The organism is Nostoc sp. LPT (assembly GCF_017115165.1).
Classification (GTDB): domain Bacteria; phylum Cyanobacteriota; class Cyanobacteriia; order Cyanobacteriales; family Nostocaceae; genus Nostoc.
The window spans coordinates 1-13,555 of record NZ_JABXKF010000049.1 but is presented as its reverse complement, the minus strand read 5'-3'; the positions used below and the strand labels follow the sequence as shown (position 1 = coordinate 13,555).

The 13,555-nt window shown below is 41.1% G+C and carries 16 protein-coding genes; 12 read left to right on the top strand and 4 right to left on the bottom strand.

The window, feature by feature from the left end; all coding sequences use genetic code 11:
* Positions 1 to 308: 308 nt before the first annotated feature.
* On the bottom strand, positions 309 to 491 hold the full coding sequence (locus tag HWQ58_RS38420; protein ID WP_366837760.1) for a hypothetical protein: 183 nt from the start codon (positions 489 to 491) through the stop codon (positions 309 to 311).
* Between the two features lie 182 nt (positions 492 to 673).
* Between HWQ58_RS38420 and HWQ58_RS11300 the strand changes: the two genes are divergently transcribed.
* The 7 genes from HWQ58_RS11300 to HWQ58_RS11270 all read left to right on the top strand — a co-directional run bounded on the left by HWQ58_RS11300 (position 674) and on the right by HWQ58_RS11270 (position 6,307).
* Complete coding sequence (locus tag HWQ58_RS11300; protein WP_292861812.1) at positions 674 to 928, top strand: RNA-binding S4 domain-containing protein; 255 nt, start codon at positions 674 to 676, stop codon at positions 926 to 928.
* 47 nt (positions 929 to 975) lie between these two features.
* Positions 976 to 1,392: an alternative ribosome rescue aminoacyl-tRNA hydrolase ArfB gene (gene arfB, locus HWQ58_RS11295; protein WP_292861810.1), complete on the top strand. Its 417-nt coding sequence runs from the start codon at positions 976 to 978 to the stop codon at positions 1,390 to 1,392.
* Positions 1,393 to 1,441: 49 nt separating this feature from the next.
* On the top strand, positions 1,442 to 1,618 hold the full coding sequence (locus HWQ58_RS11290; RefSeq protein ID WP_292861807.1) for a hypothetical protein: 177 nt from the start codon (positions 1,442 to 1,444) through the stop codon (positions 1,616 to 1,618).
* A 783-nt stretch (positions 1,619 to 2,401) separates the two neighbouring features.
* Positions 2,402 to 3,286: a lipid kinase gene (locus tag HWQ58_RS11285; protein WP_292861804.1), complete on the top strand. Its 885-nt coding sequence runs from the start codon at positions 2,402 to 2,404 to the stop codon at positions 3,284 to 3,286.
* Between the two features lie 117 nt (positions 3,287 to 3,403).
* Complete coding sequence (locus tag HWQ58_RS11280; RefSeq protein ID WP_292861801.1) at positions 3,404 to 4,009, top strand: exopolysaccharide biosynthesis protein; 606 nt, start codon at positions 3,404 to 3,406, stop codon at positions 4,007 to 4,009.
* A gap of 794 nt (positions 4,010 to 4,803) precedes the next feature.
* Positions 4,804 to 5,361, top strand: coding sequence for a hypothetical protein (locus HWQ58_RS11275; RefSeq protein ID WP_292861799.1), 558 nt, complete (start codon positions 4,804 to 4,806; stop codon positions 5,359 to 5,361).
* Positions 5,362 to 5,530: 169 nt separating this feature from the next.
* Positions 5,531 to 6,307, top strand: coding sequence for an SDR family oxidoreductase (locus HWQ58_RS11270; RefSeq protein ID WP_292861796.1), 777 nt, complete (start codon positions 5,531 to 5,533; stop codon positions 6,305 to 6,307).
* A gap of 78 nt (positions 6,308 to 6,385) precedes the next feature.
* Here the strand turns inward: HWQ58_RS11270 and HWQ58_RS11265 are convergent, their stop codons facing one another.
* The gene (locus HWQ58_RS11265; protein ID WP_104909074.1) at positions 6,386 to 7,165 is read right to left on the bottom strand and encodes a photosystem II S4 domain protein; all 780 of its coding nucleotides are present in this window, start codon (positions 7,163 to 7,165) and stop codon (positions 6,386 to 6,388) included.
* Positions 7,166 to 7,321: 156 nt separating this feature from the next.
* Here HWQ58_RS11265 and HWQ58_RS11260 point away from each other — a divergent pair, with 156 nt between their 5' ends.
* The 3 genes from HWQ58_RS11260 to HWQ58_RS11250 all read left to right on the top strand — a co-directional run bounded on the left by HWQ58_RS11260 (position 7,322) and on the right by HWQ58_RS11250 (position 8,328).
* Positions 7,322 to 7,606, top strand: coding sequence for a hypothetical protein (locus tag HWQ58_RS11260; RefSeq protein WP_292861793.1), 285 nt, complete (start codon positions 7,322 to 7,324; stop codon positions 7,604 to 7,606).
* A complete protein-coding gene (locus HWQ58_RS11255; RefSeq protein WP_292861790.1) occupies positions 7,572 to 7,817 on the top strand; it encodes a hypothetical protein in 246 nt (81 codons plus the stop codon). The genes HWQ58_RS11260 and HWQ58_RS11255 overlap by 35 nt, the downstream gene beginning before the upstream one ends.
* A gap of 238 nt (positions 7,818 to 8,055) precedes the next feature.
* A complete protein-coding gene (locus tag HWQ58_RS11250; protein ID WP_292861787.1) occupies positions 8,056 to 8,328 on the top strand; it encodes a hypothetical protein in 273 nt (90 codons plus the stop codon).
* A gap of 54 nt (positions 8,329 to 8,382) precedes the next feature.
* Here HWQ58_RS11250 and HWQ58_RS11245 read toward each other — a convergent pair whose 3' ends face one another.
* Both HWQ58_RS11245 and HWQ58_RS11240 read right to left on the bottom strand, forming a co-directional pair.
* Complete coding sequence (locus tag HWQ58_RS11245) at positions 8,383 to 8,892, bottom strand: hypothetical protein (protein WP_292861784.1); 510 nt, start codon at positions 8,890 to 8,892, stop codon at positions 8,383 to 8,385.
* Positions 8,893 to 9,134: 242 nt separating this feature from the next.
* Positions 9,135 to 9,512, bottom strand: a complete 378-nt coding sequence (locus HWQ58_RS11240; RefSeq protein ID WP_292861782.1) for a hypothetical protein — start codon at positions 9,510 to 9,512, stop codon at positions 9,135 to 9,137.
* 463 nt (positions 9,513 to 9,975) lie between these two features.
* Between HWQ58_RS11240 and HWQ58_RS11235 the strand changes: the two genes are divergently transcribed.
* Positions 9,976 to 12,606, top strand: a complete 2,631-nt coding sequence (locus HWQ58_RS11235; protein ID WP_292861779.1) for a TonB-dependent siderophore receptor — start codon at positions 9,976 to 9,978, stop codon at positions 12,604 to 12,606.
* 452 nt (positions 12,607 to 13,058) lie between these two features.
* Entirely contained in the window at positions 13,059 to 13,454 is a 396-nt protein-coding gene (locus HWQ58_RS11230; RefSeq protein ID WP_292861776.1) for a hypothetical protein, read from the top strand.
* Positions 13,455 to 13,555: the final 101 nt, after the last annotated feature.

Below are 13,555 nucleotides of genomic sequence, written 5' to 3'. Positions count from 1 at the left end.
AGATCCAGTCCCTTGAACACACTAAAAGAACCTTCCAGACTAGTTTTTAGCCCATATCTGGCAGTTTTGTCGATCAACATTATAGATAATAAACTGGTATTACAGTTTTTGTGAGAGCGATATCTACGACTGGCTATTCAGTGTCGCTCCACCATAGGCAATTAATAAAATTAGCAATTTTCAGTTAAATACACCATGTAGTAGAGATACAGCATTGCTGTGCTTCTACTACGATATACAGTTCAATTAAATAAAAACTGGCGTAAATTCACATTTATCACTAAAGTTTTACGTAAAGCGTAACGTTGTTAAATGCATGACGCATTGGCATTGTCAGCCAACACAATAGCATTGTTCACCGACACAATGGCATTGTCACCCGACGCATTGGCATTGTCACCCGACACAATGGCATTGTCACCCGACGCAATGGCATTGTTCACCAACGCAATGGCATTGTTCACCAACGCAATGGCATTGTCACCCGACACAATGGCATTGTCACCCGACGCATTGGCATTGTCACCCGACGCATTGGCATTGCAGGGATTGCCAAATTTAATTTGCTACGAATTAATGAAATGCTGTACTTAGCTGATTATGTGGTGTAACAGATTTACGCTTTAGCTTGAGAAGCCCACGATACAATTAAGATCGTGTACATTTATTTACGATGAAGAAAATTAGAGACAACACAATCAAGTTAAATCAATTTTTAAAGTTGATGGGGATAGTACCAACTGGAGGTCAAGCCAAGCTGATGATTCAAGGTGGCGATGTCCAAGTAAACGGTATGTTGGAAACTCGACGAGGACGGCGACTAGTACCGGGCGATCAAGTAACAATCCAAGGACAGACTTTAGAAGTAAATTTGAACAACAATGAAGACGCAGATGTAATGATAGATTTAGCCGAGCAAACCGAGTAAAGAAAGTTTATCCCAAATTTAAAAGTTTTTCTTTTGCCTTGTGAGCAATGCTACAAATTTCCCACAAAGTTATTATCCCACAGACTGAGATTGAAATTACTGCGATTCGCTCCCAAGGAGCGGGAGGCCAAAATGTGAATAAGGTTTCTACCGCGATCCACTTGCGCTTCGATATTGCGGCTTCATCATTACCCGATTATTATAAACAACAGCTTTTAAAGCTCAACGATCGACGCATTAACCAAGAAGGAGTAGTTGTAATTAAAGCCCAGGAACACCGAAGCCAAGAGAATAATCGTGAGTCAGCATTGAGACGACTTCAAGAACTCATTCAAAGTGCAGTTGTCGTGACAATCAAACGCAAACCCACTAAACCAACTCGCAGTTCTCAAAGAAAGCGTCTTGACCACAAAAGTAAGCGCGGACAGGTTAAATCTAACAGAAGGCAGGTGACAGATTCTTGATTTATCTGTTATGTGTAGAAAACACACGTATTATTAAATGTGAAAAAAGATGAATAAGACATTACTAAATATATTGGTGTTTGCGCTTTTAATCTTGTTTATCATCTCTCCCTTTGCCGCCCTTGCGAGTTTAATGCTTGTAGTGTTAGTTGCGGCGTTTTTATTTTTACTAGGGGACACGTTTCAAGCAATTCTTGGTGGCGACACCGACCCGAAAAAGTCATAAAAGCACAATTCAAAATAAAGATAGGGATTTACCCGAAAAAGCCGTTTCCAAGGTGCGATCGCTTTAGCTTAGGCAATTGTCAATCTGTCACAGCATAAGTTGACAGATACAATTGCTTTCTCAACCAAACATTAAACAATTATAATAACGATTTCCTAAAAGGAAAAAGACTTTGAACCTTACTCCTCAATGTTAGTAGGAGAGCTAGTGCGTTGCGGGATTTTCCCCCGTTAAGCAACCAACTAGGGCTGTATTGGATTCAACACGAGAAGCGCTACATACAGATTTTTTCAAGTAAATGACGTACATAGGTAAGGGCACAACATTGTTGTGCCTTTACAATAATCTGTACCTTACCCTGCGGGTGACGCTCCTGCGTCGCTAACGCTGCGCTAACAGCAGTCGCTCATGGGGGAAACCCCCAAGACCGCGCTGCTTCACCAAGTTGCAATCTGCTGTATATGTATCTATTTTAATGAAAAATATTCTTTGTGTTTGGCATAAGAATATTTGAACAACTTGCTATTTTTTAAATAAAAACACCTAAAGTTTATTTATCTGGGGAGTAATAATTATATTTGCTGAAGATAAACACACTGAGGGATAGTAGAGTTAAACTAAATAAAAAGAAAAGTTAAAAATTAGTAGTCACAATATAATAAGTATTAAGAAAATGAATTGTTGATAACTTTCATAACAGTCTAAACACTTTTTTCTAGTTAACATCAAGCAGAATACATAGATGCGGATAATTGGACATATCAACAACAAAAGGTACCACCCATGAGTTCCCGCGCACTGCTGTTAGTAAATCGTCATGCTCGCCAAGGGCAAAAGGGTCTGTCGCAAGCGATTCAATATCTGAAAACACTTGGTTTTGATTTAATTGAGGAGTCTACAGAAGATCCCAAACATCTTGCTGAAGTTATACTTCGCTATAAGCATCAAGTTGACTTGGTAATTATTGGCGGAGGAGATGGTACTCTAAATGCCGCAGTAGATGCTTTAATTGAGACTCAGTTACCTTTGGGAATCTTGCCTTTGGGAACTGCCAACGATCTAGCGAGAACTTTGGGAATCCCAAATTCCCTCAACGAAGCTTGCAAAATTATTGCAGATGGACATTTACACCGCATCGACTTAGGTTGTGTGAATGACAAGCACTTTTTTAACGTTGCCAGTATGGGATTGAGTGTAAAAATTACCCAACGACTTACCAAAGAAGTCAAGCGCCGTTGGGGAGTATTTGCTTATGCTGCCACTGCATTGCAAGTGATTTTGGAAGCCAGACCTTTTACAGCGGAGATTGCGATCAACGGTGAATTGGTTCGCGTCAAAACAGTGCAAATTGCAGTCGGTAACGGCCGCTATTACGGTGGTGGTATGGCAGTGGCTGACGATGCCACAATAGACGATCAAAGACTAGACCTTTATAGCTTGGAGATTGAACACTGGTGGCAGGTTATATTATTACTACCCGCAATGCGACAAGGGCGACATATACATTGGCAGAGTGTACGCTCCCATCAAGGTCAAGAAATAGAGGTACATACTCGCAAACCTCGCCCTATCAATACAGATGGTGAAATCACTACCTACACACCTGCTCATTTTCGGGTTATACCTAAAGCTATAGCTGTTTTTGTACCCCTAGAAAGCAGGAGTTAGGAGTCATTCAATTTTAGATTTTCCTTCAATTCAAAATCTAAAATTGGCAGAGTTTAGAAGTTATTCTCTCTTATCTTCCTCTACTACAAAGTGGGAACTCGCATCAACTCACGCCAAATGCATCTGAGATTTTCTCAAGATATAAAGTCCCTGTTGCAACGCCTAGCTGAACAACCTTTAACTCTAGGTGATATTCTGACAGAAACCTCAGAACGGGGCTTTAGCCTGGTAATTACATTATTAGTTTTGCCTTTTTTACTTCCTATGCCACCGGGATTAACTGGCCCATTTGGTGGTGCTTGTTTACTGTTGTCAGTGCAAATGCTTTTAGGAAGGCGATCGCCTTGGCTACCGAAAAGAATCGCTAACTACAAATTTCCTCGTTCCTTCGCGCAGTTACTTTTGCAAAATTTGGGACGGCTTACCAAAGTTTTCCAGAAAATCGCCCGTCCCCGATTAGCAAAAATAGCTCAGAATCCTTTAGTTTGGCGAATTAATGGATTTTGTATCTCTTTATTAACAATATTACTAATATTACCAATTCCGTTTACAAATCCTATCCCGACTATCGGTATTTTACTTTTGACTGTTGCCACGATCGAATCTGATGGTTTATTAATTTGCATCAGCTACGGCATTACAGCCCTAATTACCTTGCTGTTTGGATTTATTGGTTATGCAGTGTGGTTAGCTCCCAGTTTGCTGCCATCGATATTGAAATAATAAAAAATTAAAAAATATCAGCAATAAAAAAGCCTTCAACTAAAAGCTGAGGGCTATGATTTAATTAAGGTGCATCTACCATTTATTAATCCGCTTTATTTATTGCCATATCCGGGAAAATTATACTTTTGAGCAAATTTATTTTCTTCTCGAATCAAAAAGTATCTGCAATAAAAAAAAGCCCTCAACTAAAAGCTGAAGGCTGTGATTTAATTAAGGTGCATCTACTATTTATATATCCGCTTTAGTTATTGCTGGATCAGGAAGAATTGAAAAAAAATGGATAGCTGTGGAATTGATTTCGTTAGCTACAACGGTAGTACTAGTACAGCATGGCGTAAATAAACATACCCCTTCGGGTGACGCTCACAGGTTCGCTAACGCTGCGCTAACGGCAGTTCCTCATGGGGGGAACCCCCAAGACCGGACTGCCTCACCATTTCAAATGGCGCAAGAGCTTGGAATATAATTATGCGTGACTTTTGAACGCCAGTTGCTTCAAGTCGGCAGAGCCGACGACAGTCGCCTCAAGTCGGGAAACCCGCCCACGGCGCTGTCTCCCCAACGCACTGGCTCCTTTTGACTTCCGCCTTACGGTACTAGCCTCAATGAGGATCACCTACGGTATTTAACTAGGTAATCATTGACTAACTTCACATTAATTTTACAATTATCCCAATTTTCCTCTGAATACACAAAGTTTCTGTTAATATCTCTGATTCGATATCCGTAATAGTACGAATTTAGTTTATTAGTTGGGTATATGACTATGAAAGTTAGACACACCCAACTTGATGAAGCGATCGCAATTTCTATTAGCCCTTGCTAGTCTTAGTATTGTCGGGGGAAGCTTTTTTCTGAGAACAACTTTTAACAGTACTAGTGAGCCTAAAATCATAACTGATAGATCACGCTACAAAGAAATTCGTAATCAACTATGGTCTGATAATGACCAAGTAAAACATTTTCCTAATGAGATTCCCACTGATGCCAAAGATGTTCGCATTGCTTACTCTCCCGGATTTTTGCAGGGAAGTAGTTTTTTTCAAATTAGGTTAAAAGAGCCACCAAAGAAGATAGAAAAATTACTTTCACAATATAAAAATAGTGCCAAGCACAAATATAGAGGTGGTAACACAAACGACCACATAAATCAACCTAACGGTGTGCCGACAACTTTCTTCTACACTAGTGACTCTCCTACAGAATCTTTTCCAGCTACTTATGAAATATTAGTATTAAATACAGATGACAAAGGTAGACCTGGCTTTAAGTGGAATCATGGAGATAGCTATGGCGTTGCTATTAATAGTTCTGCCTCAGAAATTATCTATTGGTCTGAAAAATGGTAATTAGCAATTCAAAATGAAGAAGAAGTTATGATTGGAGCAAGCCTTCTTTCAGATTTCATAGTACTAAGTGCTGGTTTTATCCTTTTGGATATATCACTTTGGGTAGTTAAAATTTATAGTCAGCATAGCTAAGATTTATAAGCGCTTAAAAACTATCTAAATATGTAGAATGCCAACTGCTTTAATTACTGGTGCCTCTAGTGGTATTGGTGAAGCCTTTGCTCAAGAACTAGCTGCACGCAAGACAAATCTTGTACTCGTTGCTCGTTCTGAAAACAAACTAAGCCAATTAGCTAAACAACTACAAGAACAATACAAAATTCAAGTAGACGTTATAGTAAAAGACCTCACAGAACCTAATGCAGCGAAGAGTGTATTTGAAACCACGAAAGCAAAAGGATTAACTATTGACTTATTAATCAACAATGCTGGTTTTGGTTCTTATGGTGATTTTGCTGAAGGGGATGGAGAAAAACAAGTTAAAATCGTACAATTAAACATTTTGGCATTGGTAGATTTAACCCACAAATTTCTACCAGTGATGCGGCAACGTCGTTCTGGAAGTATTATTAACGTATCCTCTATTACCGCATTTCAACCTATACCATACCTTTCTGTTTATGCTGCTAGTAAAGCTTTTATTCTCAGCTTTAGTGAAGCGTTATGGGCAGAAAATTATCAGTATGGTGTCCGTATTTTAGTCACTTGTCCAGGGCCAATAGAAACAAACTTTTTTGCAGAAGCTAATTTTCCTCCAGCACTGGCAAGCAGTACAGATAAAGTGTATTCTTCCCAAAAAGTGGTTCTGGAATCTTTAGAGGCTTTAGAAAAAGGCTATCCAACTGTTATTAGCTCTAATAGTAGTACTCAAATTAGAAGCAAATTATCTCGACTTGTACCGCGTAAACTTCTACTGAATATGTTAGCAAAACACTTTAAAGCTTAAATATTAAGTATATATTTAAAAGTTAGGAGTTTGGAGTTAAATAAACTGGTGTATTTAAAACTCCTCACTCTTCACTTATTACATATACCTTGTTAATTGAACTCGGTAACGCTCTTTTTTTGTAACGGCGATTTCCCCAACTTCTAAACGCCCTTTTGAGCGAATGGCGATTAAGTCGCCTGATTTGACTTGAGAACTAGCTTGGGTAACTTCCTTCCAATTGACGCGGACATCACCAGCATCGATGAAATCAACCATTTTGCTGCGGGACATACCAAAACCAGCAGATGCGATCGCATCTAATCTTAAAGAAGCCTCCACAGTTGTTAATTCTTTTTTCTTGGGTTCTCGAACCTTTAATTCAGTTAGTTCAATCTGCTGAGTTTTCACAGGAACCGATCGCACCTGTTTGAGGCTCATTGATAAAAATTCCACCAACTCTGGTGCAACAATCGCCTGCGCCCCTCGTTCTCCTAAAACAATTACATCTCCCGTCTTTTCACGAACAATTCCCGTCCCCAACATTGCGCCTAAAAAGTCGCGGTGAGAGGCGGTATCAAACAGGAAATTACCAGCAATTTCCACGGCTACAAGGCTGACTTGAGATTGATCTAAGGGAAGTTCCGAACGAGCGATCGCTATTCTTTGGCGTTCAGCTTGCGGATATCCACCCCACGCCACCAATTGCACTTCTGTTAATCGGTTAAATACCCGTTGAATTTCTGCCAATTCTGGGGGAGATAGAAAATCTGTCAAAACCACTTCCCAAGTTTTGATCGCTTGCTCTGCTTGGTCGATTGCACGAGCTACACTATCTCGATTTTCAACACCTTTTAAAAGTTCTTCTCGTGGCAACATTCTTAAAAATTATGAGTTATGAATTGAGAATTAATCTGCTATAACTATCTTGATTCTAGCTTTTAATCCCTATTGACCCCTGATGACTAGTACGTACAATTATACGTAGGGACTAATAATTTTCTTAAATCGGCGTTGACTAAAAACGCATAACCTATGTCTATCGGGACTTTCGGCAATATCTACTCAGATGAGTTAATTACAGCCACCGAGTTGAATCGTCAGCCAGGGCGAGTTCTAGACAAAGCTTTAGAACGTCCAGTGACAATTACTCGCAACGATCAGTCTTTTGCCTTGTTGCACCGGGAGGAAGTGACTTTTCTGGTAAAGGCAGCAACACAGAGTAAAGCTGTTTTTGAGGCATTAACTGTCGCCTTCTCTTTGTTACTGGGAAAGGAAATCGGTTTTGAACATCCTTATGGATGGCCCTTGTGTGTTTGAAGAAGATGATCTGCAAGACTTTATCAAGGAGCTGAGTGAGGCTTTTCGGTTGATAGATTCCTCAACTACAGCATGGGAGATAATTGACGCTATCATCCATGAATGGCATGAGAGTGCCGTAGCGATCGCTAGTCCTGAACTGGCAGATGCTTTTAGTGCCGAGACTGATGAAGTACCATTAAAGTCGCCATCTACTCAGAGTCCTGTGTGAATAAGAGTATGTCAGACAATGAAGAAAAAAATCCAATAGTGGAGAACGTAGAGCCGCCATTCGTTAAGGGAACTCCAAGAAATAAATTATCCAATATTGTGGGGTGGGCAACATGAGCGCCCAATAAACAAAGGCGGGCGAGACGCCCACCCCACAATAAATAATTGAATATTTTTTTATTTGGAAGTCCCTAAACTGACGACTCCAGCATTATCTGATAATAGAAAGCACTTGGTTGGTGGTAGCTAAAAATCGTCGGGTGAATCGGGGCTGGGAAGCTTTAATGCAACGCCATCCAGAAAACACACGTCGTTGTTACGAGGATTTATGTACTGCACCAACCACCAGACAGCCTGGGCGTGTTTTTCCTTTAAAGGGCAAACCCTACAAGGGGGCATGGGAATATGAGGTAACAAAAGGGGACAAAGTGTTTTACGTTCCTGATGAAGAACAATTGAAAGTCGTTGTCTACTACGCAGGAAAACGTCCAAATCCTTCACCTACACCGTAATTCGTGCCAATAAGAAAGAGTGGGCTACAAATAAATCTGTAAACTATGATTTATTCAATACACAGTATTTGTGTCGGCATAACCTTGGATATTTTCTGGATCAAACTGACGTAATATTTTGGTTGCTTGGCGAGTAAGAGTTTCAGAACCTTGAACGGCGACTAAATATTTACCTGCATCTAAGCGGTTGCGATAAGGTAAAGCATCACCACCACCTACTAGTAAACCGACTCCGCCACCGACAAACACACCACCCATCGCACCACTAGCAGCACCCAGCAGTCCGCCAACAATGTGATTGCCAACTTCACCCGCCCAGGCAAAAGTATCTAAACCAGTGATGAGGCTGAATGTAAAACCTGCAAAAAAGCCAAATGGTATCAGCCAAGTTGCCATCTGTTTTGCTTGCTTTTTAGCCTGGTCTTTGGGGTCAATTAAGCCAAACTCGTCAGCCGTTTTATACCCCCTCCCCAAAATAGTGCTGTTAATACCTTCTTTTTCTAAAGCTAAGTAAGCAGCTTCGGCTTGAATGCGGTCTGGTAATACGGCAACAAGGTAATTCATTGATTTTACAATTTGTCTAATAAAAGTTTTGCCTTAATTAACAGCGTATCAGTCCTGGTCGAATCAATCTTGTATTGGGTAGGAGTTAAAAGTTAGGAGTTAGAAGTTAGGAGTTAAGAGTCTTACTCCCCAACGCTAACTCTTAAGGGGTTGTTCTTGTTAGGGCTGTATTGAACTCAACTGCAAACCGCGTAGGCGTAGCCCGCCGCAGGCATCGCACAAGTTAAATGTACATGCGCTGATCATTTTAGCAAATCTAGTGGCTCACAAAAATTGTTCACGCCTTGCTTGAGGACATATATCAAAACTGGTGTTGCCAAAATCTTAGGAAATGTCGGCGTTGTTTTTAGATGTTCCATCATCTTCACAAGAGAAGTATTAAGCAAATCTTCCCGATATTCTTGTTCGCAAATGACCACACGCCATTTTCTCGCCAAGGCATCTAACCACTCGGAATTTGCTCTTTCTGGTTGTTGTCCGGCTCGGATAGCTAGCGTCATCGCCGCATCTTCTAAATCTCCATCACAGTCTTCAATCAAATCCAGCGCTTCCATATCGCTAGGATCATCTGCCAATTGAGAGCGAAACTGTGCAATTTCTTGAGATGTTACTTTAGTCATGAGTCTTTGACAAGGCGAGTGATGCCTACGGCGGTAAACTACGGACACTCAGTTATGCTACATCATTTCACAAAATTGCTGTTACAAATAGGTTTTTCAGGACGCTTTCTGAATCCAAAATCCGTCTTGGAAGTTTGAGCTACTGCGTTGCACGGGTTTAGCGTTCTCGCTATCAAAGCAAGCGACAACTGTTTTAAGGAAGCCGACGCACCCGGCGATATCTTGCTACAGACTTTCCGCAAAATCCAAAATTTTATCCAGTCAGTAACAGATTTTACCAACAATACTTGTCAAAAATTTTTGACAAGTATTTGCAATAGCTTCGTCATCTACTGTAATGTATATTCTCAATAAGCTCATTACTAAACTCAGGAAATAACAGCTATTTGCTGCTTGATTGAGAGTAATAGCAAGTGGGGGTGTAGGGGTGAAAATGGTATTGAAGCAAATATTTAAGATTCTTTTGGTCACAAGCTCTATTTGGTTCTACATTGCAATAAGCGCTATTGCTCAAGAAGTAAACAAACAAGCACAAGGTAAATCTGTTGCGTTAGTACTACGGGATTCCAGGTCGATTAGAGAGATTCCACGACTGGGTAAAGTAGAATTTCCTAACACCAGCGCTCAACAGTTAGTACAGTCACCAACGCCACAAGCAGCGCCGACTTCAGAAGTTGTGCAAGTAACGGGAGTGAAAGCCAATTCTACCGACAAAGGTGTAGAGGTGATTTTACAAACTTCCTTTGGGCAACAGCTGCAAATTACAAATCGTAGTACTGGCAATAACTTTATTGCTGACATTCCTAACGCGCAACTGCGATTACCCAGTGGCGATGCGTTCACATTCCGCTCCCAAAAACCTGTTGTTGGGATTAGTGAAATAACTGTTACTAATCAAGACAGTAATACTATCCGGGTGACGGTGACAGGTGAAACGGATGTGCCAGTTGTAGAGTTGTTTGATAGTGATGAAGGTTTAATATTCGGACTGACAACTGTTGCATCTTCGGCACAAACGCCACCCACTCCAGAACAACCAGAGAATCAAACCCCATCAGAGAAACCATCGGCACAAACTGATGAACCGATTGAACTGGTGGTGACAGGTGAGCAAGACGGTTATCTTGTCCCCGATGCTGCCTCTGCAACCAGAACTGATACCCCAATCCGGGATATTCCAGCATCTATTCAAGTGATTCCCCAACAGGTGATTAAAGACCAGCAAATCACTCGTTTGGATGAAGCACTTCGTAATGTGAGTGGTGTTACATTTGCGGGAAATAATGACAATCGAGGTATTAGGTTTAGTTTGCGAGGGTTTGGAGCACAAGCATATTCAGGTAGCGTTCCTGTGTTGCGAGATGGCTTTAGGGTATACGGAGTTCAGGGGTTTCCAGAACTTTCCAATTTGGAGCGTGTTGAAGTCCTTAAAGGGCCTACTTCTATTCTCTACGGCGAGATTGATCCAGGGGGTGTAATTAACCTAGTTTCCAAGCAACCACTGGCTGAACCATTTTATGAAGCTGAACTGCAAGTAGGTAGCCAACCATTTGTGCGTCCTCGCTTTGATATTTCCGGTCTATTGACAACCGATGGCAAGGTTCTTTATCGACTGAATGCTTTATACCAATATAGTGAGAGCTTTCGGAACTACGACAATGATCTTGATCGCTTTTCCATAGCACCGATTGTTACCTGGAAAATAGGCGATCGCACTAATTTAACTTTCAACTTGGAATACACCAAAGATAATGGCCCTGCCGACTTTGGTATCGTTGCCTCTAACAACGGAATTGTTGACGTTCCTCGTAGTCGCGTCAGTAATAATCCCAACGACACTATCGAGAATACTTACCTCAGCGTTGGCTACAATTTAGAGCATAAATTTAGCGACAATTGGACAATCCGCAATGCCTTTCGGTATCTGTCTTACAAGTACGATTACAGTCCTTTAGCACTGCCTTTCAATTTTGATGGCACAACAGGAATACTGACTCGTTTTTTTGCTGACCAAGACAATACCACAAAAGATTACTCACTTCAGACAAATGTAGTCGGAAAGTTAATGACAGGTTCCATTAAGCATACTCTTGTGGTTGGTGTTGACCTTAACGATAGTGACGATAGCGGCAAGACTAACTTTAGTGGCTCGGATACTATTAATATTTTTAATCCTGTTTATGGCCCTGAACCCGATCCGAGTACATTAGCTCTTTTGAGTGACACTACTACCAACACCAAAAGACTTGGTGTCTACGCACAAGATCAGGTAACGCTATTCAATAACTTGTTTTTACTAGCAGGATTTCGCTATGACACCGTAGAACAGACAGTAACTAACAATACAAATGGTAGTGAGCAATCGCAAAGCAATGATGCCATATCGCCTCGATTCGGGATTCTTTATCGAGTCATACCAGAATTTTCACTCTACGCTAGCTATTCGCGATCGTTCAATCCCAACACAGGAACAACAGCAGGTGGTTCTCCCCTAGAACCTGAAACAGGAGAAGGTTACGAAGTGGGTGTGAAAGCAGATTTGCTGGCAAGCAAACTCTTAGCAACCTTGTCATACTTTGATATCACAAAGCAAAATGTTGCTGTTGGCGATCCCGTTAATTTTGGCTCCTCTCTTGCTACCGGTGAACAACAAAGCCGAGGGGTGGAATTGGATATTACTGGAGAAATCTTACCTGGATGGAATGTCATTGCCTCCTACGCCTATACCGATGCTGAAGTTACAGAGGACGAACCAGCTCGTATTGGCAGCAGATTACCAGGCATTCCCAGGCACAGCGCAGGTTTGTGGACAACTTATGAAATTCAAGCTGGCAATTTGCAGGGGTTAGGCTTCGGGCTGGGATTTAACTATGTAGGTGAACGAGAGGGGGGATTACCAAATTCTTTTCAAGCTGATAGTTACTTTGTCACCAATACAGGGCTGTTCTATCGCCGCAATAATTGGCGATTTGGTTTGAATTTTAAGAATCTGTTCGATGTCAATTACATTGGAACCGTTAGTGATAATTCAGTCAGAGGCAATGATTTCGGTGAACCATTTACTGTAATTGGTTCGGTAACATTTCAATTTTGATTCAAAATTCTCATGAATTGAGGTTAGCCATGAAATTCCGTAACTTGGTGTTAAAGCCAATGCCTCTCGTTTTGCTACGTCTGTGCCTAAAAATGGATCAGAGCCAGTTAGCAACCTGAGAATACCTTTTTCAAAATATGTTGCTATAAGTCTGAGATTGCCTTGAAGAAGAATTCAGCTATTCTGAATTCAGGAGCGGAGCCGGAGATGCTCCGCCTCCGGTCAGAATCAAGACGCTCGCGGACTCGCTAACGCTGCGCTATCAGTGGAGGATTCAGACCCGCCACTGATTGAAGACCACTAAATCTTCTCTTTCAGAGACGCTGCGCGAACGATTTAGTGGGGATCTTAAACCCCTTGATTACATCCGCTCTTTCGTTCAAAATACCCAACTGAATTCTGGCTTCTGACTCCTGAATTCTGTTTTGATAAATAGTAAGATACAAAAATCTATGGTTAATATCATCGACAACCTAGAACAGTCATATTGCGTAATCCAAATTGGTGAGGAAGTGACTGAACAAGATACTCAGAATTATCTTGCTCGTTTTACACATCTCATCAATCATCAAGAGCGCATAGGCTTTGCTTTTCAATACCTGGGTGGTAAACCTCGAAAATCAAAAGCTGGCGAAAAAATGGAGGGTGAGTGGCTGCGTGTACACAAGAAAGAACTTGAGAAATATTGCTTGGGTATAGCTATGGTTACTTCTCCTAGTATAGAATCCCTACTAAAACGAATAATTTTGAAAGGAGCTGGGAAGCGTTTATTTGGTTGCGATTGCGAACTCTTCTATAGTTTGGATAAAGCAGAAGAGTGGTTTAAGACTCGTAGCCAAAGCAGATAATAGGGATTGGGGATTGGAACACAATACCGTTCGGTTAAGGAATTAACTCACATCTTGCACCTGGAAATATGAATGTCAAAACCACAACTAAGTGCAAGGAG

Excerpts from the sequence above, each read along its gene's own strand:
- HWQ58_RS11240 (WP_292861782.1), bottom strand. The coding sequence starts at position 9,512 with ATGACTAAAGTAACATCTCAAGAAATTGCACAGTTTCGCTCTCAATTG.
- HWQ58_RS11230 (WP_292861776.1), top strand. The coding sequence starts at position 13,059 with ATGGTTAATATCATCGACAACCTAGAACAGTCATATTGCGTAATCCAA.
- HWQ58_RS11300 (WP_292861812.1), top strand. The coding sequence starts at position 674 with ATGAAGAAAATTAGAGACAACACAATCAAGTTAAATCAATTTTTAAAG.
- HWQ58_RS11290 (WP_292861807.1), top strand. The coding sequence starts at position 1,442 with ATGAATAAGACATTACTAAATATATTGGTGTTTGCGCTTTTAATCTTG.
- HWQ58_RS11245 (WP_292861784.1), bottom strand. The coding sequence starts at position 8,892 with ATGAATTACCTTGTTGCCGTATTACCAGACCGCATTCAAGCCGAAGCT.
- HWQ58_RS11265 (WP_104909074.1), bottom strand. The coding sequence starts at position 7,165 with ATGTTGCCACGAGAAGAACTTTTAAAAGGTGTTGAAAATCGAGATAGT.
- HWQ58_RS11285 (WP_292861804.1), top strand. The coding sequence starts at position 2,402 with ATGAGTTCCCGCGCACTGCTGTTAGTAAATCGTCATGCTCGCCAAGGG.
- HWQ58_RS11270 (WP_292861796.1), top strand. The coding sequence starts at position 5,531 with ATGCCAACTGCTTTAATTACTGGTGCCTCTAGTGGTATTGGTGAAGCC.
- arfB (WP_292861810.1), top strand. The coding sequence starts at position 976 with ATGCTACAAATTTCCCACAAAGTTATTATCCCACAGACTGAGATTGAA.
- HWQ58_RS11260 (WP_292861793.1), top strand. The coding sequence starts at position 7,322 with ATGTCTATCGGGACTTTCGGCAATATCTACTCAGATGAGTTAATTACA.
- HWQ58_RS11280 (WP_292861801.1), top strand. The coding sequence starts at position 3,404 with ATGCATCTGAGATTTTCTCAAGATATAAAGTCCCTGTTGCAACGCCTA.
- HWQ58_RS11275 (WP_292861799.1), top strand. The coding sequence starts at position 4,804 with ATGAAGCGATCGCAATTTCTATTAGCCCTTGCTAGTCTTAGTATTGTC.